The following is a 22,108-nucleotide window of genomic DNA, read 5'->3' on the forward strand; positions in this document are numbered from 1 at the left end:
AGATTGTGTCCCATGCGCCACCACGGTGAAAGTTCTCCGCCTGTAGCTTCCTCAGCTGCCAACATCCCTCAAGACTCAGACACCAAAACCCTGAAAAGGTTGTTGCCGTATTTACTGACCTACAAGTGGCGTGTGGCAGCCGCCTTGTTGTTCATGGTGGGCGCCAAATTGGCCAACGTCAGCGTGCCCCTGTTGCTGAAAGATTTGGTCGACGCCATGAGCTTCAAGCCCAACGACCCGGCTCAAATCTTGGTGGTGCCGGTGGCTTTGTTGTTGGGCTATGGTGCGCTTCGGCTCATGACCTCTGCCTTCACCGAACTGCGCGAACTGGTTTTTGCCAAAGCCACGCAGGGCGCAGCACGCACCATTGCGCTTCAAACCTTCGAGCATTTGCATGCCCTGAGCTTGCGTTTCCATCTGGCGCGCCAAACGGGCGGCATGACGCGTGACATAGAGCGCGGTGTGCGCGGTATTGAATCGCTTATTTCTTACTCGCTTTACAGCATCGTGCCCACCTTGATTGAGGTGGCACTGGTGCTCTCCATATTGGCGGTCAAGTTTGACGCTTGGTTTGCATGGATCACATTGGCCGCCCTGAGTTTTTACATTTTCTTCACAGTGCGCATTACCGAGTGGCGTACGCATTTCAGAAAACAAGCCAACGAATTTGATTCAGCAGCGCACACCAAAGCCATCGACTCCTTGCTCAACTACGAAACCGTGAAGTACTTTGGCAATGAAGCCTATGAAGCCAGCCGGTATGACGAAAGCTTGGAGCGACTGCGCAAAGCAAGGTTGAAATCGCAAACGTCTTTGTCCTTGCTCAACACGGGACAGCAGCTCATCATTGCTGCCGCTTTGGTGGCCATGCTGTGGCGCGCCACGCAAGGTGTGGTGGAAGGACGCATGACTTTGGGCGACTTGGTCATGATCAACGCCTTCATGATTCAGCTCTACATTCCCTTGAATTTCTTGGGTGTATTGTACCGCGAAATCAAACAAAGTCTGACTGACTTAGACAAGATGTTTGTGCTGATGGACCGAGAACGCGAAGTGGCCGATGTACCCAACGCGCCCGATTTGAATTGCCAGCAAGGCGCGCATTTGAAGTTTGAGTCGGTGTCGTTTGCCTATGAATCAGACCGCCCCATTTTGCACAACATCAGCTTTGAAATTCCTTCAGGTAAAACAGTGGCTGTGGTGGGCCCTTCTGGTTCTGGTAAATCGACATTGGCGCGTTTAATGTTTCGCTTCTACGACGTGCAGCAAGGCCGCATCACCATCAACGGGCAAGACATTCGCCAAGTGACGCAGCACAGTGTGCGCAAAGCCTTGGGCATCGTGCCGCAAGACACGGTGTTGTTCAACGACACGGTGGCTTACAACATCGGCTATGGCCGCACAGGTTCAACCCAAGTAGAAATTGAAACCGCGGCCAAAGCGGCGCGCATTCACGATTTCATCGCTTCCACCCCCAAGGGCTATGCCACTTCCGTGGGCGAGCGCGGCCTGAAGCTGTCGGGCGGCGAAAAGCAGCGTGTGGCCATTGCGCGAACCTTGCTCAAAAACCCACCCATCTTGGTTTTTGATGAAGCCACATCGGCACTCGACTCGGCCAACGAGCGAGCCATTCAAGCCGAGTTGGCCAGCGCAGCCCAAAACAAAACCACCTTGGTCATTGCCCACCGCTTGTCCACCGTGGTGGATGCACACGAAATTTTGGTCATGGAGGCTGGGCACATTATTGAGCGGGGCAATCACGCCCAGCTGCTGCAACTCAATGGCCGATACGCTCAAATGTGGGCGTTGCAGCAAAATTCAGAGACCAGCTCTGAGGGGGCAACTGCGGGATAATGCGTGCATGGATACCAAGTGGCTTGAAGACTTTGTCAGCTTGGCTGAAACGCGAAGTTTCAGCCGGTCTGCTCAGTTGCGGCATATCACCCAATCGGCCTTTTCTAGGCGCATTCAATCGCTTGAAGCTTGGGCCGGTACTGACTTGATCAATCGCAGTTCATACCCCACCACACTCACGCCGGCTGGCGAGGTGTTACATGCCAAAGCGCTTGAATTGCTGCAATCTTTGCAAAGCATCAAATCTGAAATGAAAGATGAACATGACCCAAAATCTGACAATCACCCAGCCTGACGATTGGCATTTGCATGTGCGCGATGGTGATGCGCTCAAAACGGTGGTGCCCCATACAGCAGCGCAATTTGGCCGCGCCATCATCATGCCCAATTTGAAGCCGCCCGTGACCACAGCCGCCATGGCCCTTGAGTACAAGTCGCGCATCTTGGCCGCCGTTCCTCAGGGTGTTCATTTTGAACCCCTCATGACTTTGTACCTCACCGACAATTTGCCACCCGAGGAAATTGTGAAAGCCAAAGCGGCAGGTGTGCTTGCGTGCAAGTTGTATCCCGCTGGCGCCACCACCAACAGCGATGCAGGCGTCACTGATTTGAAAAAAATCTATCCTACTTTGGCCGCTATGCAAAAAGAGGGCGTGCTCTTGTTGGTGCACGGTGAAGTGACCAGCAGCGACATCGATTTGTTTGACCGTGAAGCGGTGTTTATTGAGACGCAGCTCATTCCCTTGCGCCGAGATTTTCCAGAGCTCAAAATTGTGTTTGAGCACATCACCACCAAAGACGCCGCAGACTATGTCATGTCTGCCGATCGTTTCATGGGCGCTACCCTCACGGCGCATCATTTGCTTTACAACCGCAACGCTATTTTCACAGGCGGTATTCGGCCCCATTACTATTGCTTGCCGGTGCTCAAGCGCGAAACCCATCGCTTGGCTTTGTTGAACGCAGCCACCTCTGGCAATGCGCGATTCTTCTTGGGCACCGACAGCGCACCTCACCCAGCCCATTTGAAAGAGCACGCCACTGGGTGTGCCGGATGCTACACAGCCCATGCCGCCATGGAAATGTATGCAGAAGCTTTTGACAGCGTAGACAAGCTCGATCAACTCGAAGCCTTCGCCAGTTTCAATGGCGCCGACTTTTACGGCTTGCCGCGCAATCAGGGCCAGATCACTTTAAAGCGCGAATCTTGGACGCCCCAAGAAAGCTTTCCTTTTGGCGAGGCTGAACTCAAGCCGCTGCGTTCTGGCGAAGCCTTGCCATGGCGCATGGCCTAAGCAGCATTGATTGGGAAGCGCCTTGGCTCAAGCCCTGGCGCGAACGAGGTGAACCCATTGCCCATCAGGTAAAGCAGGGCGTTTCGGTTGAACAAGCTTTCAACGCAACACTCGCTTTGCACAAGCGTGAGTTGAGCATGCAAGACCTCGGCACCCAGGCCCAGGCTCAGGGCCTGGCCCATGCCATTTGTGAGGTGCAGTTTGTGCCGCAGTCAGCCTTGCCTGACGGCCAAGCGTACGAGCAATTTATTTTTGACACTCAGAGTGTGCCCACGCGAGATGGCCTTCACGATTTTTTCAATGCACTGTGTTGGTTGCAGTTTCCCTTGGCCAAAAAGCAAATCAATCTAGTCCAAGCAACAGCCATTCAAGCGCAAGGGGTGGGCGCGGTGCGTGGGCCCGTGCGAGATGCTGTCACAGTGTTTGACGAAAACGCCACCTTGATTCAATTGCCCGATGACCTTTGGCGTACTTTGCAAGAAAGGCATTGGCACAAGGCATTTGTCAACCTGAAATCTAGCTGGCAAGACGTGCAGATGTGGGTCTTTGGCCATGCGGCTTTGGAAAAATTGGTCAATCCTTACAAAGCCATCACGGTTCATTTGTGGCGTGTGCCTTCCAATTTACCAACTTCCGAATGGGATGCCTGGTTGGCGCAAGACCTGCAGCCCAGAAAGTTGGCCGCCAAACCCTTTTTGCCAACCCCTGTTTTAGGCGTGCCTGGGTGGTGGCCAGCCAATGAAAATCCTGATTTTTATGCCGATACACAGGTGTTTCGCCCACCGAGAGGGGCCTAATTCCGTTCATTTTTGAGGAATTAAAGTCGCGCACTTGATTTTGCGTGCGTCACCCCTAATATTCAGCCTGTGTGCTTGGCCTTCGCTGGGCAGTAAACCTAAATTACTCATGAAACGCATTATTTTGTTTGTATTGACCAACTTGGCTGTGGTGCTGGTGTTGGGTGTTGTGGCCAGTGTGTTGGGCGTGAACCGCTTTCTTACTTCCAATGGCTTAGATTTAACTGCCTTGCTGGGCTTTGCCCTGATCATGGGTTTTGGTGGCGCGTTCATTTCTTTGCTCATCAGCAAGCCCGTGGCCAAGTGGAGCTCGGGTGTTCAGGTCATTGCGCAGCCTAGCAATGCCGACGAAAAGTGGTTGGTCGACACGGTGAAGAAATTGGCCGACAAGTCGGGTATTGGTATGCCAGAAGTGGGCATCTTCGAGGGCGACCCCAACGCGTTCGCCACCGGCGCTTTCAAAAATTCTGCCTTGGTTGCCGTCTCTACGGGCCTGTTGCAAAACATGACCCACGAAGAAATTGAAGCTGTGTTGGCTCACGAAGTGGCCCACATCGCCAATGGCGACATGGTCACCATGGCCCTCATTCAAGGTGTGATGAACACCTTCGTGGTGTTCTTGTCCAGAGTGGTGGGCTATGCCGTCGACAGTTTCTTGCGCAAGAACGACGAAGAAAACACCGGCCCTGGCATGGGTTACTGGATTACGACCATTGTCTTGGACATTTTGTTGGGCTTTGTGGCTGCCATTGTGGTGGCCTGGTTCAGCCGCCAACGCGAGTTCCGAGCCGATGCCGGCGCTGCCGAACTCATGGGCCGCAAGCAACCCATGGTGAATGCCTTGGCCCGATTGGGCGGTTTGCACACCGCCGAGTTGCCAAAAAGCATGGCGGCCATGGGCATTGCAGGTGGCATTGGCCAGTTGTTTTCTACGCACCCCCCCATTGAAGAGCGTATTGCGGCTTTGCAAAACAACTGAGCACAGCTTTCTTGATTGAAAAGGCTCAGCCACATGGCTGGGCCTTTTTTCATGGCGCTCTGCACGCCCTGAAGATGGCTTCTGGTAACCCATGAGACTTTGGCTCACACAGGCGTCCTTTATAGTGCACTGGTGTCCAGATTTGTTCCCACTTCACTGCAGCGATTTTTAACCCTCGCGCTTCTTCAAAGCTCACGTCGTTTTGAACGTTTGCCAGGGCCTGTTCGGGGCATGGCCTGGATGACTCTCGGTGGTTTGACGTTCTCCTTGCTCAATACCATTGCCCGAGGTTTGTCCATGCAAATGGATCCTTTTGAGGCTCAGTTTCTGCGCTATTTTTGTGGCTTGATCGTCATGTTGCCTTTGCTGTGGCACCAAGGCTTGAGCGCCTATGTACCAGTCAATGTGAAAGGGCAGTTTTGGCGGGGTGGTGTGCACACCATTGGCCTCATGTTGTGGTTTGTGGCGTTGCCCCAAATTCCATTGGCCGACATGACGGCCATTGGTTTTACAGGGCCCATCTTCATCATGCTGGGCGCGGCCTGGTTTTTGGGGGAGCCCATGCGCAAAGACCGTTGGATTGCAGCCGCTATTGGCTTTGCCGGTGTGATCGTAGTGGTGGCCCCCAATTTATCGGGCACTGGCGGTTGGTACAACTTGGTGATGTTGGCATCTTCGCCTGTGTTTGCAGCTTCATTTCTCATTACCAAGCACCTCACCCGAACTGAAAAGCCAGGGGTGATTGTGATGTGGCAATCCCTCACGGTGACTTTGTTCAGCTTGCCCTTGGCATTGCTGAATTGGCAAACCCCCACACTTTGGCAGTGGAGTGGTTTCATGGTGGCAGGCTTGTTGGGCACCATTGGCCATTACAGCTTTACCAAAGCATTCAGTGTGGCTGATATTTCTGCCACCCAATCACTTCGGTTCTTGGACTTGTTGTGGGCTTCTCTCTTGGGCTGGTTGGTTTTCAGTGACATCCCCAGCAAATGGACTTGGCTTGGCGCCGCAGTCATTTTGGTGTCGACCATCTGGATTGCGCGGCGCGAGGGCCGCAGAAAAGAAGAGCCTGAAGCGCTGCCTTAGTGGGTCGGATTGCTAATGCCGCTGGCCACATGACCGGCTGGCACGTGTTGGGCTGCCGACTCAATGTGGCCTGTTTGGTCGTCAAAAAAGAAGTCGGGCTCAAACTCTTTGAGAAATTCGCCTTTGGGCAAGCCGCCTAAAAACATGGCCTCGTCTACCTCAATGTTCCACTCCATCAGGGTTCGAATGGCACGTTCGTGCGCCGGGGCACTGCGCGCTGTGACCAGTGCCGTTCTAACGCGAATAGCGGGCGTGCCCTCTTGCTGCAAGCGGTGAAGTGCCGCCAGCAAAGGCTTGAAAGGCCCAGCCAGCAAAGGTTGCGAAGCTTTGGCGCGCTCATGCGCTTGAAATGCAGACAATCCCTCCGACTGAAAAATGCGTTCAGCTTCATCGGAAAACAAAACAGCATCGCCGTCAAATGCAATGCGCACTTCATGGGGATGGGCCTCGGATGCGTGAGCAGAGTGAGGGTAGACCTGCGCAGCTGGAACGCCGGCATCTAAGGCGGCACGCACATCGGAGAGATGGGTCGATAAAAACAAATTGGCGTTCAGAGGTTTTAAATACCGCCAAGGAGATTGGCCACGCGTGAAACTTCCGCGCTGAATAGGCAGGCCATAGTGCTGTGCAGATCTGAAAACGCGCATGCCCGAGACAGGGTCGTTGCGCGACAAAATGACCACCTCCACACGCTGCGTTTGCGCATCGTTGAAGGCCAAAAGTTTTTTCACCAAAGAAAAAGCAACGCCTGGCTTGGCGGGTTCTTCAAGTCGCTCCAATTGAAGCTTCATGTAAGCACGGTCGTCGCTTTGCTCGAACACCAGGTTTTCTTCTTCAAAGTCAAACAGGGCGCGCGACGAAATAGCCACCACCAACTGACCATCTAGGCTGACTGGCATGGGATGCTCCTTGTTAACGAACCCATTGGTTCAATTCCATGATGGGCATGAGCACGGCCAACACAATGAGCATGACCACCCCGCCCATGGCCACAATGAGCAAAGGCTCCAAAATGGTGGCCAATGCCAAGGCACGCCGCTGAACATCGGCCGAAAGTTGTTGGGCTGCGCGCTGCAACATGAGGGGCAGTTGGCCGGTTTGCTCACCCAACCTTGCAAACATGGCCAGCAAACTGGGAAAACGCTTCTTCTGCCCAATGGCCATGGCCAAGGGCGCGCCCTCGCGCACCAACACCAAGGCATCGAGCACATCTTCGCGCATGGCTTGGTTGGACAAGGTGTCTGCAGCCGATTGCAGGGCTTTCAAAATGGGCACGCCAGCCCCAGTTAGCATGGCCAGGGTGCTTGCAAACCTGGCGGTGTTGTAGCCTGTGGCCAGCCTTCCCAAAATGGGCAATTTTAAAAATGCCGCATCAAACTGCACACGCAAACTGGGCTGTTTCATGGCCTGCTGAAAGCCCAACCAGCCCAACACCAACAGCAGTGCCACAGTCCAACCATGGTTGCGCACAAAATCACTGAGCGCCAGCATGAAGACGGTGAGGGTGGGCAGTTTTCTTTGATTGCCAGAGAAAACTTGCGCCACTTGCGGCACCACCGTGCTGAGCAAAAAAATCACGATGAGCAAGGCAATGAGGCTTACGATGGCGGGATACAAGGAGGCACTCAAGAGCTTGGCTTTGAGCGTTTGCTGGTCTTGCAAGTCGTCGGCCAATTGCCCCAACACTGCACCTAAATTGCCGCCTTGCTCGCCAGCACTGATGACCGAGGTGTAAAGCGCAGAAAATTCGGAAGGATGTTGAGACATGGCTTTGGCCAAGCCCAAGCCCGCATTGACCTCGGCCCTGAGGTTGGCCACCAAATGCGCTTGCTTTTCTGATTCCGCTTCATCGCTCAGTGCCGCCAAGGCGCGCTCTAAGGGCAGGCCGCTGCCCACCAGGCTGGCAAGTTGGCGTGTCCAAACGGCCAAGGCATTGGGCGAGAAGCAACGACTCGAGCCAATGTTGTACTGCCATATGCTGCGCTTGTCTGAGCTGCTGGGGGCCAAGGCTTGCACGCTCAATGGCACTAAAGACTGCGCCCGCAGTTGAGTGCGAGCGGCTTTGGCGCTGTCGGCCTCGACCACGCCTTTGCGCAAGGCGCCATCGTTTTGCAGAGCTTCAAAAGAGTAGGCGGGCATTGATTGAAGATCTGAAAAAAAGTAGTCAGTCGCGGGTTACGCGAAGCAATTCTTCAGCGCGAGTAATGCCCAACTGAACCAAGCGCTCGCCATCTTCGCGCATGAGCACCATGCCCCCCGCAACGGCAGCATCTCGAATGCTGGCTTCCGATTGCTTGGCATGAATTTGAGCCCGCAGTGCATCGTCGGTGATGAGCAATTCAAAAATACCGGTGCGGCCAGCATAGCCCGTTTGACCGCATTGCACACAGCCTTCACCAGCACATTGAGTGCAAACTTTGCGCACCAGCCGCTGTGCCAAAACCCCCAACAAAGAAGAGCTCAGCAGGAAGGGCTCGATGCCCATGTCGGTGAGGCGGGTGACTGCACTTGCTGCATCGTTGGTGTGCAGGGTGGCCAAAACCAAATGGCCTGTCATGGAGGCTTGAATGGCAATTTGAGCCGTTTCAAAATCGCGAATCTCACCAATCATGATGATGTCGGGGTCTTGGCGAAGAATGGCGCGCAATGCTTTGGCAAACGTCAAATCGATCTTGGCATTGACCTGCGTTTGGCCCACGCCGGCCAATTCATATTCGATGGGGTCTTCCACCGTCATGATGTTGCTGCCCATGGCATCTAAGCTTTGCAGGGCGGCATACAGCGTGGTGGTTTTGCCAGAGCCGGTGGGCCCAGTGACCAAGATCAAACCGTGAGGTTGGGTGACCAACTGCTGAAAACGCTGCAAGGTAGCGCCTTGCATTCCCACGGAGGCCATGCTGAGACGGCTCTCCGATTTGTCGAGCAAACGCAGAACAGCTCGCTCGCCATGGGCGCTGGGCAACGTTGACACCCGAACATCGACAGCGCGCGAACCCAAGCGCAAACTGATGCGACCATCTTGCGGCAAACGTTTTTCGGCAATGTCGAGTTCGGCCATGATTTTCAAACGCGAAATCAGGGCAGCATGAAGCGCGCGATTGGGTTGAACCACTTCACGCAAGTTGCCATCTACGCGAAACCGCACACTGGAATGCCGCTCGTAAGGCTCGATGTGAATGTCGCTGGCACCATCGCGCGCAGCTTGCGTGAGGAGTGCGTTGAGCATGCGAATGATGGGGGCATCGTCGCTGGTTTCTAGCAAGTCTTCCACGGCGGGAAGCTCTTGCATCATGCGCGACAAGTCGGCTGCCGACTCTACTTCACTCACCACAGCCGCGGCACTCGATTCACCGGCACCATACTGAGCCGCATAAGCCTGACTGATGCGCTGTTTGAGCTGCACTGTGTCTTCGTGTGCAATATCGAGAGACAACTCTGCGTGACCCCATTTGCGCATGACTTCCGAAATGGCATTGGCCCCGCTTTCCGGACAAAGCCACAAGCTCAGCCGCGCGCCATCGTCCTCCAACAACAGTTGGTGGCTGCGCGCAAATGCGTAGGGGAGTGGGTAGCGATGGGCCATCAAGGTTTGCGAGTTGGCTCAGGCAAAATGGGTGCGCCCATAGCGGGCAGGCCTGGGCTGGTGCCGGGTTGCGCCTGAGTTTGCACACCGCGCATTTGCTCATATCGATCCAAAGAGAGTCCGCCGGTAGCAGCGCCATCGCGAACCACCACGGGTCTGAGGAAGACCATCAAATTGGTCTTCTTGCGGCTGCGTGATTCGGCTCTGAACAAATTGCCAAAAATGGGCACATCACTCAAACCAGGCACACGCTCTTGGCTGTTGCCATAGTCGTCTTGCAGCAATCCACCCAACACCACAATAGCACCATCTTCAACCAACACACTAGACTCAATGGAGCGTTTGTTGGTGATCAAGCCGGTCGCGGAGTTGATGGACGCAGGATCGAGTCGACTCACTTCTTGGTAAATTTGCAATTTGACAGTGCCGTTTTCACTGATCTGCGGCTTGACCCGCAATGTAAGGCCCACATCTCTTCTCTCGATGGTTTGGAAAGGGTTGACGGCACCAGAATTGGTGTTGTTGTTGGTGTATTGTCCCGTGACAAAAGGTACATTTTGACCAATCACAATTTTGGCTTCTTCGTTGTCAAGGGTTAAGAGGTTAGGTGTCGACAGCACATTGCCATCGCCTGTGGTTTGTAAAAACCGCGCCAAGAACCCGAGGACATAGGTGCCATTGGTGTTGTGCGCAATGCCCACATTCAAGCCCGAAGAAGGCGCCACATTGCCACTGGCGCCTTGAGCGGCCAGCGCGATGAGGTTGGCGCCACCAACTCGGAAGTTGGTGCCCAAGAGACCGATGTTGGTATCGCCTTTGCCGCCCACAGGGCCTTGCCATTGCACTCCAAACTCAGCCGCTTTTTCGGCGCTCACTTCGGCAATCAAACTTTCAACAAAGACCTGCGCACGCCGTGCATCCAGCTTGTCAATTACCGCACGCAGTTGTCGGTATTGCGGCTCAGGCGCCGTGATGATGAGGGCATTGGTAGATGGGTCCGCTTGAATTTGTCCACCCGTAGACACTTGCCCTCCTGTTGCACCGAAGCTGGCATTGGTGCCACTGGCCGTGGCCCCTGGGTTGTTGGGCATGTTGGTGGTGGAGGGGATACTTGAATTGGGGCCGCTTTGTGCGCTGAGGGCTGCGCGCAAAGTGGCTGCCAATTTGGTGGCGTCTGCGTTTTTCAAATACACCACGTGGATATTGCCGCTGGCCGCATTGGGCCCTGAGGCGGAGGGTTGGTCGAGTTGGACAATGAGGGATCTGGCCAAGGCCATGCGTGCTGCATTGGCAGCCCGCACAATGAGTGAGTTGCTTCGAGCCTCGGCCATGACAGTGGTTTTGAGTGCCGTGTCTGACTGCCCAGGTGCAGGCGCTGCGCCACTGGCAGCACCCGAATCTAGCAAGCGCTGAAGCATGGGCACCAAATCTGAGGCCAAAGCATGTTTCAGAGCAATGACTTCAACACCTGTGGCGTTGGCCACATCCAAGGCCGCAATGATGCGACCCAAGCGCTGCAAGTTGTCGGCATAGTCTGTGATCACCAGAGCATTGGTGCCAGGGTTCACGTTGACGGTGTTGTTGGGGCTAATAAGCGGACGCAGAATGGGCACCAAATTGTTGGCGTTTTCGTGGTTGAGCTGAAAAATTTGGGTAACGATCTGACCATTGGAGGTGGGCACTGTGCCAGCCGATACAGCGCCGCTTTGCAATTTGGCATCGGCCTCGGGTACCACCAAATACAAACCAGCCGATTCAATCAACGCAAAACCTTGTGTGCGCAACTGGGCTGCAAACAGGCGAAGAGCTTGCGATGGCGCCACAGGCACATTGCTGGTGAGGTTGATGGTGCCTTTGACGCGAGGGTCGACCACCACGTTGTGGCCAGACAAGGTGGCCAAAGTTTTGGCCACGGCATCGATCTCAGCATTGTTGAAATTCAATGTGACGGGCTCGGGGGCCTGCTTGCCGGACGCGTTGGATTTTTTGGTGGGCTTTGGCGTTTGTGTTTGTGTTTGTGGTTGTGTTTGAGCTTGAGCGTGGCTTGGGCTCAGCACCATAGGCAAACCTATTCCATAAATGAGGCACAGCCCCATCAAGCAAGTTGCCAAGCGCTGGCGCTGTGGCAAATTTTTGAAAGAAGATTGTCGTGAAACCATGATGTTCAACCCAGTGAAAGCAAGCTGCGCGCCCCTTGGCGACGTCCAATGATATTAAGCAAATTTGACAAAGCTTCTGCATGCTCAGGCACTGCAGAGGCTTCGCCTCGAAATTGAAGTCTTGAGCCTTGCCACTGACCTTGCCCACTGAGCAGCAAGCTGCCAGATTGGGTGCTCAAGGTCAATGAAGGCATGACGTTGGGCGAAGCACTGCCACCCAACTGAATTCGATAGGTGCCCATGGGCTGGAGGGTACTCAGCTTGGAGGACATGTTTTCTGCAGTGAGGGTCAAGCCGCCTTGAAGCCAAGTTGTTGCTGTTTGAAATTGCACTTGCAATTGTTTGGTTTCAAGGATCAAGTTGCCTTCTGGCTGCAGCGTGTTCCAAGGTGCACCCAAGCCACTGAGCAGATGGGCCGGCCATTGCGAGCGGTGGTCGTTGATTTGCAATTGCCAGATGCCCAAACGCTCGGCCACTTGAAGTGACAACTGCACCGTTTGGGTCATGCAACAAGCCGCATTCAAATTGAATACGAATTGTGGCCATTCAAAGCCATGGAAGGCCAATGCGGTTTGCCACTGGATGCGGCCTGGCAATGCCAAGGCATCTCGGCTGCCTTGACCGCCTGTTAGAACCAACTTGCCCGAACCCCGCCAGGCAGAGCCCTGTGCCTCTTGAATTTGCACCTGTTGGTGGGTGGCCTGGGACACCACTTTTGCCAGCCACTGTGCGGGCAAATGAACCAACACGGCCAAAACAGCGCCAAGCACTGCACCCACCAAGGCCCAAGACCAAGTGCTTTGAATGTGAGAAGGGCGCAAGCTGGCCATTGTTATACGCCTGGCAAACTCAAAATAAGCGTGCCGCGCCAAAGATCGGTGGGGGTATTTGTTTTGGTCGCGCCTGCATCTGTGAATTTTTGAAGCTGGGCTTCAATGGGCAAGGCTTGGGCTTGTGTGCGGGCCAAGGCCAAAAACTGCGCAAGAGATTCTGCAGAAACGCGACTGATTGTGAGCGTGGCACGCGAGCCTTCAATGTTGAGTCGGGCGCCATTGTCTAAATTTTCTGTGGCAACTTTTTGCAGCAGTGTGCGAGCGTCCTTGGCTTGAACGCGCGGTGACTTTTGCAAAGCTTGCGCTTGTGCTTGCATGAGTTTCAATTGTTGGGTTTGATCTTGCAACTGAGCCAACTGGGCAGGCATGTCGCGCAAGGTTTGCAAGGCGGGGGAGATCTGCCATGTCCAAAGTATGAGGGCCAACAAAACCAAGGCCAAAGCCAACAGTCGCTGGCGGTCTTTGGGCGGCAAGCTTTGTAGGCTGCTTAAAAATTTCATGCTCATAGGCCGGCCTTCAGACTCACAATGCGCCATTTGCCGTCGTTGCTTTGCGCATCTAGCCCTTGCTTGCGAAGTGCTTGTACAAAGTCATTTGCTTGCGATTCAGACAACTGCAAGCCTTGCAACCGAGTTTCGCCATTGCCTTGAACTTGAAAATCCAAATTGGAAATGAATTGACCCGCTGGCAATGCAGTGCCCACGGCCTGCAAGACCCATTCCAAATCGCGCGGTGAAATGGCGCCTGAATTGCGCTGCAAGCGTTCTAGTTCCTTGGCCATTTGCAATGGGGCATCTACCACCGTGACATGGGGGAAACTTTGGCTGAGGATGTTGTTTTGCAAATCGCTTTGCAGTTGGGCTTGCGCATTGAGTTGCCAGGCGGCCACATTCAAGCCAATGAGCTGCGCTAAAACCAACAAGGCAAGGCTCCAGCGGGCGGCTTTCCAAGAAGGGCTATTGGCAAACGTTTGCCAAATGCGCTTGATTTTTTGAAGCCAACGCGCAGAACCATGTGCTGCAAATTCAAACTGCGCCAAATCCCACTGGGAGGCGGCAGCTTGCGCATAACGGCTCGTACCCGCAGCGACTTCAGCTCGCCATGATGCGAGGCGATCTGCAGTGTCAGTGGCAGCGTTGGCCTGCAATTGGCGCAAAGCTTTTTGTGCCAGTTCTGCCACGGCAGGGTCTGCTTGAATGCGCAATTGGGCGGGTATGTCTTGTTGATTGGCTGACTTTAATTTTTCAATCCAAAAATTAATACCAGCTTCAAGGGGCAAGCGCCATGCGCCTTGGGTGTCGCTTACCCACAACCATGCATCCTCTGGCACACCACTGATCCAAGCGGACATGCCACCCGCTTGGGTATTGGGCACCCACTCAGGCACGATGCGATGGACCACATGGCCCATGGTTTGAAGCTGTGCCAAATGTTGTTGGAGCCAGGTTTTGTTGCAAGCTGCAACCCAGGCTGGTGCATTGGCTTCCCAGTCGGGTTGCAATGCCAAATGCAAGAGCTCGGGTTCATCTAAGAGCCGCTCTTCCATCAAGCTTTGAAGTGCAGCCGCCAATCGGTTAGATTGTTTTTGAAGGCCTGCGGGCAAATTGATGCGGTGCCAAGAAATGGCTTCTGCGGGAACCAAAGCCCAAATTTCTTTGTCGCGCGCACCAGCCACTTGTGAAGACAAGACGGTCTGGGGGTAAGCTGCGCCACTTTGTGGGCGAAGCGGCAGCGTGAAAATTTGAGTACTCATGGCTGGCTTGATTGTAGAAGCGACTGCTGGTTCGTTGGGGGGAGAATTCCGGCAATTTTTTGTCGCCACACAAATGTCACATTTCCTGTATCTCGAAAAATCAATGCGGTTTCTTCATGCGTGCGATCTTCCATGCGCAATCTGCCCCAAACTTCAAAAAAGCGCGACCCCACGGCAAACCAACGTGCCTCCAGTGTTTTCCCGCCCAAGGCCTTGCCAGCATCTGTCAAATTGCCAAAGTGCGAGCGCGAGCGCAGTTCTACAAATTGCTGGGCAGCGGCCAGATCCAAACCCAGAACCATGGCATAAATTACCTCAGCGCTTGCAGTGTTCAGATTGACCGGTGTCGGTTGCGGCAAGATGGTTACAAAGGGGGCGAGCCGCTGCACCGTTTCACGGCTAACCCCCAGCCACTGAAGCTGCGTGATTTGCTGAGGCAGCAGGGCTGTACCAGGTGCCACGTTGGCCAAGGCTTGTCCCACTTCGGGCTTGGCCAGCTTGGCGGCTTGGGACGCAGCGCGCCATGCTTGGCCCAGGCGTTCAAGCTCAATCAGAGGCAAATCCAATACTTTGAACAGACGAACCAAAGCAATTTGCATAGTTTCATTGAGCTGTGTGCCGCCTTTGCTGTCATTGCCCTCTGTCCAATTGGTCAAATTGATGCGGCTTTGCGCATCGGTCATTTGGCCTGACAAAAAGACCTCAGGGTCGCCCTCACGCAGTTGCTGATCTTGAGCCAGAAAGGTAGAAAGCTTGGCCTCTTTAAGGGGCAATGCCCATGGCTCTGCCAAGTGATCGGTGTTTGAATTTGCTTGGCCGCCAGTGCCGCCGCCCCTGGCCAAAGCATCTTCTCTCAAAATGAGCCGAGACCAATCTAAAGCGCCGTTCAACAACCAAGATGCCTGCACCCTGTGCCGCTCTGCACTTTCCACTTCCACATGCTTCCATTGCTGCCACAAAGCCACACTGGCCAATGTGGCCACCAAAGTCACCACCAGCATAGCGCTGATCAAGGCTGCGCCGCGCTGAGCATGCTTGCTGGTGGTCATGCTTGGTCGGCTCATTGTTTGTTCACCGTGAAGGTAGGGCGAACCCAGTCTAGGGTCAGCTTGCCTTGGACTTGCGCGCTCTCAGCCAAATCAATGACCAAACGGATACCTTCTGGCAAGGCCGCCGCTTGATTCAGCGAGCTTTGAACTGAGCTGTTACCCGCACTCGAAAGCGGATTGCTCCAAGCACCGTCGCGGTGGTAATAAATTTGCCAGCTTCGAATGGCATGAATCACAACTTCGCGGGTATTGTTGGACAGGGGCTGACCCGCCGAATCCCCCCAAATTTGCGCTTGGTTCCAAGCTTGAGCCCACACATCGCGTTGAGTCAGGGGCGGAGATTGCCATCTCGTCCACTGACCATTGCCCAAAGTCCATGCCACCACCTGCATGCCTGCTTGAGGATCTTGCGAGTGCTGGCGCGTGATGCGCAGCACACGACCATCCCAATCGAGTGCGGGGATGTTTGGCAAGCTCACCATGTTGTCAAGGTCGGTTCGCCATTGCGCCAAGCCCACTTGCCAAGTTTGATTGGCTTCGCTGCGTGTTTGCAGCGCCTCTTGCGCTTTGGACATGCCCTCCAAACCGCGCCAAGAAATGAGCGCCATGAGCGCCAAGATGGCGCTGGCCACCAGCACCTCAATCAAGGTAAAGCCAGCCATGCTGCGCATGCTGTGGGCCTTGGAATCGGTGCGGCGCATCAATTTCGCCCCAGTACGGTCGACAATTGCAACAAGGGCGTGATTTCTGATCCGCTGCGCTGTACCACCCTGGCATCCACTCGTCTGAAATTGGGGTTGGGTGTCACTTGTACCGTTAAATTCACTTGCAGTTCAAGACCGGCCTGCAAACAGCTGGTACTGCTTTCACCCACAGGGGGCACTTGCCTCGAAAGTCGCAGGCGGCTGAACTCGTTTTCCGCACACATCTGGGCCAGCCATTGAGTCGATTGGCGCGTTGCATTTCTGCTGAGTGCATCGGTTGAGCGCAAACCAGCCATGAGGGCGATGGCCACAATGCCCAAAGCGACCAGCACTTCAATGAGTGTGAAGCCGCTGCTGGCTTGTGACTTTTGGCGCACTGGCCTCGATTTGACGTTCACGGCGCGGCTCGCCTGGCTGCAAATGGTTTGAGCCCATCGGTACTGACCCACATCTGCGAATCGTGCATTCGCAATTGCACGCTTTGCGGGCCAATGATGGGATCGGGCCCTAAGATGACAAGGCTGTTGGGCGCTACTTGAATTTGCGGCGAGAGCCATTTGTCTGGCAGGGTTTGGCTGGGCAAACCATCAAACACAAAACCATTGGGGTTGACGCCGGTGGTTTGTGGGTACCACTTCACGGGCATGCCGCTGGCTCTCGACCTGGCTCTGGCCGATTCAAACAAGGCGGCCAATCGATCGGCATCTCGCTCGAGCACAGTTTGGGCGGAATCGCGCAAACTAAAGCTGACAGCCGCAGTGCCAATGGTAATCAGGGCAATCACCACCAGCAATTCAATCAAGGTGAAGCCGTGAGATGCGCGCATAGAAAATTATTGCCAGCTGCCGATGTCCGCATTGGCCCCATTGCCGCCCGACTTGCCATCAGCGCCCCAAGACATCACATCCACTTCGCCTTTCAGACCGGGATTGAGGTACTGGTAGGGTCGGCCCCAAGGGTCGGCAGGCAGTTTGTCCAAGTAGCTTTTCCAGTTGCTTGGCACAGGCTCAACAGTAGGTCTGACCACCAAGGCTTGTAAGCCTTGCTCGGCGGTGGGAAAGCGCTGGTTGTCTAGCTTGTAGAGCTTAAGGGCTTGCGTCAAATTGCCAACATCGGTTCGCGCGGCAGTAACTCGCGCATCGTCTGCGCGGCCTAAAACATTGGGCACCACCAAGGCAGCCAGGATGCCAATGATGGCCAGCACCACCATCAACTCAATCAAAGTGAAGCCGCGCTGCTGTTTGGCTTTGCGGCCAAGAGGGGCTGCTGTGGTGTTCAAAGTTTGAATATCGGCTATGGAATTTGGATTTTCTAATTTCATGACAAAAGGCTCTCTGCTTTTTCTAACACTTCTCCATCATAATCCCCTCATGTTGCAACTTAAACATGGCAATTCCAAATCCCTCTGGCCTGCGATCTGTGCGCTGGTGCTTGGGGGCTTGGCCGCTTACACAGCCCTTGCTTGGGTGTTGCAAATTCAAAGTATTTCCGTTGCGCCTTCTTCGGTACCTTCTTCGCTACAAGTGGCCGCTCAATCAGCCTCGCCAGCATCCACCCTTCAAAATGTTCAAAGTTCCTACGTGGCAGCCGCTTTGGGCGCGCCCTTGGCAGCCGGTGCTCCAAGTGGCGCCAATGCCATAACTGCCGATCACCAATGGACGCTGTTGGGCGTGGTGGCAGGCGCTTCGGGGCAAGGCAGTGCCTTGCTGTCGGTGGATGGTCAGCCGCCCAAGGCTTATCGACCAGGCCAAGTGGTAGCGCCAGGTTGGGTTTTGCATTCTGTGGGTCACAGGTTGGCACGTTTAGCGCCTGCCCAGCAAAACACACCCACCCTCACATTAGAACTGCCCAAAGCCGAGCCCTGAGCTTGGACAATTTGAGCTTGAAAATTCAGGCAGATTGTTGCAAGAACATCCGGTAAACCGGGTTCAGTGTTTCTTCCACGTAGGGGTAGCCCAAGGTGCTTAAGAATTTGTCAAAGGCTTTGTCGTCTTTTTCAGGCACCTGCAGGCCCACCAAAATGCGCCCGTAATCGGCCCCTTGGTTGCGGTAGTGAAACAAACTGATGTTCCAGCCTGGGCGCATCAGGTTGAGAAATTTGAGCAAAGCGCCGGGGCGCTCTGGAAACACAAATCGCATGAGGCGCTCGTTTTGCGCCAAGCTGGTGTGGCCACCCACCATGTGCCGAATATGCTCTTTGGCCAAATCGTCGTGCGTCAAGTCGAGGTTGTCAAAACCGTGCTTCTTGAAATTGTTGGAAATTTTGGTGCTTTCGCCTGAGCCTTGTGTGGTCAGGCCCACAAACACATGCGCTTTGGCAGCATCACTGATGCGATAGTTAAATTCCGTCACATTGCGCGGGCCGCCAGGCAAGCTGCCAATCAGTTCGCAAAAGCGTTTGAAACTGCCACGCTCTTCGGGAATGGTGACGGCAAAAATGGCTTCGCGTTCTTCACCCACTTCGGCCCGCTCTGCCACAAAGCGTAAGCGGTCAAAGTTCATGTTGGCGCCGCACAAAATGGCTGCGTAGGTTTCACCTTTGGTTTTGTGTTTGGCCACGTACTGCTTGATGGCTGCAACAGCCAATGCACCAGCGGGTTCCACAATAGAGCGTGTGTCTACAAACACGTCTTTGATAGCAGCGCACACTGCGTCTGTGTCTACTGTCATGTAGTCGTCTACCAAGCCGCGCGTTACTCGAAAAGTTTCTTCGCCCACCAGCTTAACGGCTGTGCCATCTGAGAACAAACCAACGTCATTCAAGGTGACGCGTTTTTTGGCATTCACCGATTGGATCATGGCGTCGGAGTCGTTCATCTGCACGCCAATGACTTTGATGTCGGGGCGCACAGCTTTGATGTAATTGGCTACACCAGAAATAAGCCCACCGCCACCGATGGCCACAAACACAGCATCCAAGCGCCCCTGGTGTTGGCGCAACATTTCCATGGCAATGGTGCCCTGCCCCGCAATGACTTCAGGATCGTCGAAAGGGTGCACAAAAGTCATGCCCATTTTTTTCTCGAGCATGACCGCATGGTTGAACGCATCGGAGTAGCTGTCGCCAATCAAGACCACCTCACCGCCCAAGGCTTTCACCGCTTCAATTTTGACTTGAGGTGTGGTGATGGGCATCACGATCACAGCGCGGCATCCCAGCTTGCTGGCGCCTAGGGCAACGCCTTGTGCATGGTTGCCAGCAGAGGCGCAAATAACGCCTTTCTTGAGTTGGGCCGGCGTGAGGTGCGCCATTTTGTTGTATGCGCCGCGTAGCTTGAAGCTGTGCACGGGCTGCTGGTCTTCGCGCTTGAGCAAAACGGTGTTGTGCAGCCGCTTGCTTAAGTTTTGCGCGGGCTCCAAAGCCGATTCGGTGGCAACGTCGTAAACACGTGCGTTCAGAATTTTTTTAAGGTAATCGGCCGGTTTGAGATTTTTCGCAGTCATACCCGAATGATAGCGGGCGAAAAAAATGCCCCGGGTCTTGCGACTCGGGGCAAATCCACCTTTTCGGAGGGTGGAGGAGACAAAGGGTTCGTGCCAATTTCAATAAAAAAGCACGACTGTTCGAAATTCTACATAAATTTTGCTGCAGTGCAATACTTTTTCAAAAGCTTTACGATGCAGATCAAGCTAAGCTTGAATATTTGAAGAAAGAGTTCATCAAAATGGAATGCACAGTGAGTTGGACCGGCGCCTCAGGTGCGCGCTCAGGCATGGGATTTGTGGCAGAAACAGGCAGCGGCCATGTGTTGGTCATGGACGGCGCGCCTGATGCTGCCAAGCCCGAAAACGGCGGACAAAACTTGGCTCCCCGACCTATGGAAACGGTTTTGGCGGGTACAGGTGGTTGCACAGCCTACGATGTGGTGCTCATTTTGAAGCGTGGCCGCCACGACGTACAGGGCTGCTCAGTGAAGCTTACCTCTGAGAGAGCCGACACCGATCCCAAAGTGTTCACCAAAATTCACATGCACTTCACGGTCAAGGGCAAGGGCATACCGGCTTCTGCGGTGGAGCGGTCTGTGGCCATGAGTCACGAGAAATACTGCTCGGCCAGCATCATGTTGGCCAAGACAGCTGAAATTACCACCAGCTTTGATTTGATTCAAATGTGATGGGCCACAGTGGTCATCACTTTGGCTGAAGCTCCCATCATTCTCTTGACGGGCTCTGGCAATTCAAGTGCACCCGACTTTTGAGCCATGCGCGCATGCGCTGCTTCATCGGTTTTCATTTGGGCCACGATGGCTCTGGAGGCAATGTCGTTGGAGGGCAATTGCGACAGGTGCTCTGCCAGGTGTGCTTCCACTTGGTTTTCAGTTTCTACGACAAAGCCCAAGCTCAACTTGTCTCCGCCCAGCTTGCCTGCGGCATAGCCAATGGCAAAAGCACCCGCATACCAAACGGGGTTGAGCAAGGAGGGGCGGCTGTTCAATTGTTCCAATCGCTCCGCTGTCCACGACAAATGATCGGTTTCTTCTCGGCAAGCGGCATCGAGCTTGGCTCGCAGAGCGGGGTTTTGGCAGGCCAGCGCCTGCCCTGTGTAAAGAGCTTGAGCGCAAATCTCGCCCACATGGTTGACGCGCATGAGCGCGGCAGAAAGCGACTTTTCTGCTTCTGTTAGCTCGGGCGGCTCAGACGGCTCAAGCATTTGGCTGTCTGCCTGCACTTGAAGCAGCTTTTGAGGCTTAGGCATAGGCCTTGAAGCCCTTGGCTTGGCAAATAGGGTGCGCAAGGCGCTGTCGGCGGCAAGGATCAAAGCATCGGCATTCATAGAGAGAAGTTTAGCCCCCTTGTTGTGCTTAAGCAACAAAATTGCCGGCTTTCTGGTGATTTTCTTTGCAGTCTGGTCTGTCGTCTGGTGCAATAGCAACAACTTCCACAACGGAGGTTAGCTCAGGATTCAGTGGTCGGCGCTTTTGCAGGCCACTCAAATTGGGCCCTTGTAAAACCTTGGAGAAACTTTCAAATGAAAAAAACCCTTATTGCTCTTGCTGTTTTGGCAGTCTCAGGCACCGCCTTCGCTCAATCTACAGCCACAATTTCTGGTTCCATCTCTGTTGGTGTCATGGACACTGGCCTTGCTAACGCTAAAGCGGCCGTTGCCTCTTTGGGTGGTGGTGCCAATGCCATCAACATCGTCACTGCTGAAGACTTGGGTGGCGGCATGCGCGCTGGTTTCGACAGCCAGATGCGTTTCAGCTCAGCCACTGGTGACCGCAATTCAAATGGTACTGGTGCAGCTTTGTTCCACGGTGCTAACGCTTACATCAGCGGCGGCATGGGTACTATTCGCGTCGGTAAAATCATTGAAGCCAACAACTGCGCATTTGATCCATGGGCATGTACCGGCGGTGCAGGCACCAACGCTGGCGCTTCAGGCACTATCTCTGGCTTGATCGCTGCTGGCACCATTGCCCAGTCTGTCAGCTACGTTACACCCACAGTTGGCGGTTTCAACGCCAGCTACCACACATCAGTGTCTTCACGCAACAATGAGCGTTCGGTCATGAGCTTGAACTACTCACAAGGTCCTTTGCTTGCTCAGTTCTTGCAGAGCAAGAACAGCGCTAACGTTGGTGGTGACGTTGTAGGCGGTGCACCATCTATCAAAGATGAACCAGGTCAAGGTACTTCTATGGGTGCTCGTTACAACTTCGGCTTTGCTACTTTGTCAGCATTCAATGCTAAGACAGAAAACGCTGCTGGTACAGTAACAGCTGACATCACTGCTTTCACAGCAACTGTTCCTATGGGTGCTTACACCTTGTTGGCAAGCTCTGCCAAGAACAAGAAAGCTGCTGCAACTGCTGACACCAAGACAGCCGTTGGTATCAACTACGCTTTGAGCAAGCGCACCACTGTTGGCGCCGACATGTTCAAGCAAGACGCTGTTGGTAGCAGCACAGGCTTCGTGGCTCGCGTTCGCCACAACTTCTAATTCCAAGCTGGCGTAAGCCAGTGAAGAGTTAAGCCAATCAAAACCCACTGTGGCAACACAGTGGGTTTTTTCGTG

Annotated in this window: 22 protein-coding genes and 1 pseudogene; 9 read left to right on the forward strand and 14 right to left on the reverse strand. The window is 54.3% G+C overall.

What is annotated here, in order from left to right:
• Positions 1–12: 12 nt before the first annotated feature.
• The 6 genes and pseudogenes from B9Z32_RS03150 to B9Z32_RS03175 all read left to right on the forward strand — a co-directional run bounded on the left by B9Z32_RS03150 (position 13) and on the right by B9Z32_RS03175 (position 6,011).
• A complete protein-coding gene (locus tag B9Z32_RS03150) occupies positions 13–1,854 on the forward strand; it encodes an ABC transporter ATP-binding protein/permease (protein ID WP_108419905.1) in 1,842 nt (613 codons plus the stop codon).
• 7 nt (positions 1,855–1,861) lie between these two features.
• Positions 1,862–2,110, forward strand: a pseudogene (locus B9Z32_RS03155) (LysR family transcriptional regulator); the annotation flags it as partial.
• Between the two features lie 7 nt (positions 2,111–2,117).
• Positions 2,118–3,149, forward strand: coding sequence for a dihydroorotase (gene pyrC, locus B9Z32_RS03160; protein ID WP_108419907.1), 1,032 nt, complete (start codon positions 2,118–2,120; stop codon positions 3,147–3,149).
• Complete coding sequence (locus tag B9Z32_RS03165; protein ID WP_108419908.1) at positions 3,134–3,946, forward strand: DUF3025 domain-containing protein; 813 nt, start codon at positions 3,134–3,136, stop codon at positions 3,944–3,946. Before pyrC ends, B9Z32_RS03165 begins: the two co-directional genes overlap by 16 nt.
• A 109-nt stretch (positions 3,947–4,055) precedes the next feature.
• Positions 4,056–4,925: a protease HtpX gene (gene htpX / locus B9Z32_RS03170; protein WP_108419909.1), complete on the forward strand. Its 870-nt coding sequence runs from the start codon at positions 4,056–4,058 to the stop codon at positions 4,923–4,925.
• Positions 4,926–5,057: 132 nt separating this feature from the next.
• Positions 5,058–6,011, forward strand: a complete 954-nt coding sequence (locus B9Z32_RS03175) for a DMT family transporter (protein ID WP_233248037.1) — start codon at positions 5,058–5,060, stop codon at positions 6,009–6,011.
• On the opposite strand, the gene B9Z32_RS03180 is transcribed toward B9Z32_RS03175, so the two are convergent.
• From B9Z32_RS03180 to gspG, 12 genes are all read right to left on the reverse strand, one after another.
• On the reverse strand, positions 6,008–6,910 hold the full coding sequence (locus B9Z32_RS03180; protein WP_108419911.1) for a 5'-nucleotidase: 903 nt from the start codon (positions 6,908–6,910) through the stop codon (positions 6,008–6,010). The two genes, B9Z32_RS03175 and B9Z32_RS03180, sit on opposite strands and share 4 nt — an antisense overlap.
• Positions 6,911–6,923: 13 nt before the next feature.
• The gene (gene gspF, locus B9Z32_RS03185; protein ID WP_108419912.1) at positions 6,924–8,150 is read right to left on the reverse strand and encodes a type II secretion system inner membrane protein GspF; all 1,227 of its coding nucleotides are present in this window, start codon (positions 8,148–8,150) and stop codon (positions 6,924–6,926) included.
• Between the two features lie 25 nt (positions 8,151–8,175).
• Entirely contained in the window at positions 8,176–9,594 is a 1,419-nt protein-coding gene (locus B9Z32_RS03190) for a GspE/PulE family protein (protein WP_108419913.1), read from the reverse strand.
• Positions 9,594–11,654 (reverse strand): type II secretion system secretin GspD, encoded by a 2,061-nt coding sequence (gene gspD, locus B9Z32_RS03195; protein WP_108420954.1) that lies wholly within the window; start codon positions 11,652–11,654, stop codon positions 9,594–9,596. The genes B9Z32_RS03190 and gspD overlap by 1 nt, the downstream gene beginning before the upstream one ends.
• A 104-nt stretch (positions 11,655–11,758) precedes the next feature.
• Positions 11,759–12,583: a type II secretion system protein N gene (gspN, locus tag B9Z32_RS03200; protein WP_108419914.1), complete on the reverse strand. Its 825-nt coding sequence runs from the start codon at positions 12,581–12,583 to the stop codon at positions 11,759–11,761.
• Positions 12,584–12,585: 2 nt separating this feature from the next.
• Positions 12,586–13,092: a type II secretion system protein GspM gene (gene gspM / locus B9Z32_RS03205; protein WP_158268168.1), complete on the reverse strand. Its 507-nt coding sequence runs from the start codon at positions 13,090–13,092 to the stop codon at positions 12,586–12,588.
• Complete coding sequence (gene gspL, locus B9Z32_RS03210) at positions 13,089–14,339, reverse strand: type II secretion system protein GspL (RefSeq protein ID WP_108419916.1); 1,251 nt, start codon at positions 14,337–14,339, stop codon at positions 13,089–13,091. The genes gspM and gspL overlap by 4 nt, the downstream gene beginning before the upstream one ends.
• Positions 14,336–15,403, reverse strand: coding sequence for a type II secretion system minor pseudopilin GspK (gene gspK / locus B9Z32_RS03215; protein WP_108419917.1), 1,068 nt, complete (start codon positions 15,401–15,403; stop codon positions 14,336–14,338). The genes gspL and gspK overlap by 4 nt, the downstream gene beginning before the upstream one ends.
• On the reverse strand, positions 15,400–16,089 hold the full coding sequence (locus B9Z32_RS03220; RefSeq protein ID WP_233248040.1) for a type II secretion system protein J: 690 nt from the start codon (positions 16,087–16,089) through the stop codon (positions 15,400–15,402). The genes gspK and B9Z32_RS03220 overlap by 4 nt, the downstream gene beginning before the upstream one ends.
• On the reverse strand, positions 16,089–16,490 hold the full coding sequence (gspI, locus tag B9Z32_RS03225; protein WP_108419918.1) for a type II secretion system minor pseudopilin GspI: 402 nt from the start codon (positions 16,488–16,490) through the stop codon (positions 16,089–16,091). The genes B9Z32_RS03220 and gspI overlap by 1 nt, the downstream gene beginning before the upstream one ends.
• Positions 16,487–16,918, reverse strand: coding sequence for a Tfp pilus assembly protein FimT/FimU (locus tag B9Z32_RS03230; RefSeq protein WP_108419919.1), 432 nt, complete (start codon positions 16,916–16,918; stop codon positions 16,487–16,489). Before B9Z32_RS03230 ends, gspI begins: the two co-directional genes overlap by 4 nt.
• A gap of 6 nt (positions 16,919–16,924) precedes the next feature.
• Entirely contained in the window at positions 16,925–17,413 is a 489-nt protein-coding gene (gene gspG, locus B9Z32_RS03235) for a type II secretion system major pseudopilin GspG (RefSeq protein ID WP_108419920.1), read from the reverse strand.
• Positions 17,414–17,462: 49 nt separating this feature from the next.
• On the opposite strand from gspG, the gene B9Z32_RS03240 reads away from it, so the two are divergent.
• Positions 17,463–17,957 carry a hypothetical protein gene (locus B9Z32_RS03240; protein ID WP_146179444.1) on the forward strand — a complete coding sequence of 165 codons (495 nt, stop codon included), beginning with the start codon at positions 17,463–17,465 and terminating at the stop codon, positions 17,955–17,957.
• Positions 17,958–17,982: 25 nt separating this feature from the next.
• On the opposite strand, the gene ilvA is transcribed toward B9Z32_RS03240, so the two are convergent.
• Positions 17,983–19,536, reverse strand: coding sequence for a threonine ammonia-lyase, biosynthetic (gene ilvA, locus B9Z32_RS03245; RefSeq protein WP_108419922.1), 1,554 nt, complete (start codon positions 19,534–19,536; stop codon positions 17,983–17,985).
• 221 nt (positions 19,537–19,757) lie between these two features.
• On the opposite strand from ilvA, the gene B9Z32_RS03255 reads away from it, so the two are divergent.
• Positions 19,758–20,207, forward strand: a complete 450-nt coding sequence (locus B9Z32_RS03255; protein ID WP_108420956.1) for an OsmC family protein — start codon at positions 19,758–19,760, stop codon at positions 20,205–20,207.
• Here B9Z32_RS03255 and coq7 read toward each other — a convergent pair.
• The gene (coq7, locus tag B9Z32_RS03260; protein ID WP_108419924.1) at positions 20,198–20,866 is read right to left on the reverse strand and encodes a 2-polyprenyl-3-methyl-6-methoxy-1,4-benzoquinone monooxygenase; all 669 of its coding nucleotides are present in this window, start codon (positions 20,864–20,866) and stop codon (positions 20,198–20,200) included. The two genes, B9Z32_RS03255 and coq7, sit on opposite strands and share 10 nt — an antisense overlap.
• A gap of 195 nt (positions 20,867–21,061) precedes the next feature.
• Between coq7 and B9Z32_RS03265 the strand changes: the two genes are divergently transcribed.
• Positions 21,062–22,033, forward strand: coding sequence for a porin (locus B9Z32_RS03265; RefSeq protein WP_199219931.1), 972 nt, complete (start codon positions 21,062–21,064; stop codon positions 22,031–22,033).
• Positions 22,034–22,108 lie beyond the last annotated feature (75 nt).

This window comes from Limnohabitans sp. MMS-10A-178 (assembly GCF_003063375.1).
In the GTDB taxonomy this organism is placed as follows: domain Bacteria; phylum Pseudomonadota; class Gammaproteobacteria; order Burkholderiales; family Burkholderiaceae_C; genus Limnohabitans_A.

Bases quoted from the DNA above. Each gene is read 5' to 3' on its own strand.
- B9Z32_RS03150 (WP_108419905.1), top strand. From the start codon at position 13: ATGCGCCACCACGGTGAAAGTTCTCCGCCTGTAGCTTCCTCAGCTGCC.
- pyrC (WP_108419907.1), top strand. From the start codon at position 2,118: ATGACCCAAAATCTGACAATCACCCAGCCTGACGATTGGCATTTGCAT.
- B9Z32_RS03165 (WP_108419908.1), top strand. From the start codon at position 3,134: ATGGCGCATGGCCTAAGCAGCATTGATTGGGAAGCGCCTTGGCTCAAG.
- htpX (WP_108419909.1), top strand. From the start codon at position 4,056: ATGAAACGCATTATTTTGTTTGTATTGACCAACTTGGCTGTGGTGCTG.
- B9Z32_RS03180 (WP_108419911.1), bottom strand. From the start codon at position 6,910: ATGCCAGTCAGCCTAGATGGTCAGTTGGTGGTGGCTATTTCGTCGCGC.
- gspF (WP_108419912.1), bottom strand. From the start codon at position 8,150: ATGCCCGCCTACTCTTTTGAAGCTCTGCAAAACGATGGCGCCTTGCGC.
- B9Z32_RS03190 (WP_108419913.1), bottom strand. From the start codon at position 9,594: ATGGCCCATCGCTACCCACTCCCCTACGCATTTGCGCGCAGCCACCAA.
- gspD (WP_108420954.1), bottom strand. From the start codon at position 11,654: ATGGTGCTGAGCCCAAGCCACGCTCAAGCTCAAACACAACCACAAACA.
- gspN (WP_108419914.1), bottom strand. From the start codon at position 12,583: ATGGCCAGCTTGCGCCCTTCTCACATTCAAAGCACTTGGTCTTGGGCC.
- gspM (WP_158268168.1), bottom strand. From the start codon at position 13,092: ATGAGCATGAAATTTTTAAGCAGCCTACAAAGCTTGCCGCCCAAAGAC.
- gspL (WP_108419916.1), bottom strand. From the start codon at position 14,339: ATGAGTACTCAAATTTTCACGCTGCCGCTTCGCCCACAAAGTGGCGCA.
- gspK (WP_108419917.1), bottom strand. From the start codon at position 15,403: ATGAGCCGACCAAGCATGACCACCAGCAAGCATGCTCAGCGCGGCGCA.
- B9Z32_RS03220 (WP_233248040.1), bottom strand. From the start codon at position 16,089: ATGCGCCGCACCGATTCCAAGGCCCACAGCATGCGCAGCATGGCTGGC.
- B9Z32_RS03230 (WP_108419919.1), bottom strand. From the start codon at position 16,918: ATGCGCGCATCTCACGGCTTCACCTTGATTGAATTGCTGGTGGTGATT.
- gspG (WP_108419920.1), bottom strand. From the start codon at position 17,413: ATGAAATTAGAAAATCCAAATTCCATAGCCGATATTCAAACTTTGAAC.
- B9Z32_RS03240 (WP_146179444.1), top strand. From the start codon at position 17,463: ATGTTGCAACTTAAACATGGCAATTCCAAATCCCTCTGGCCTGCGATC.
- ilvA (WP_108419922.1), bottom strand. From the start codon at position 19,536: ATGACTGCGAAAAATCTCAAACCGGCCGATTACCTTAAAAAAATTCTG.
- B9Z32_RS03255 (WP_108420956.1), top strand. From the start codon at position 19,758: ATGGAATGCACAGTGAGTTGGACCGGCGCCTCAGGTGCGCGCTCAGGC.
- coq7 (WP_108419924.1), bottom strand. From the start codon at position 20,866: ATGAATGCCGATGCTTTGATCCTTGCCGCCGACAGCGCCTTGCGCACC.
- B9Z32_RS03265 (WP_199219931.1), top strand. From the start codon at position 21,062: ATGAAAAAAACCCTTATTGCTCTTGCTGTTTTGGCAGTCTCAGGCACC.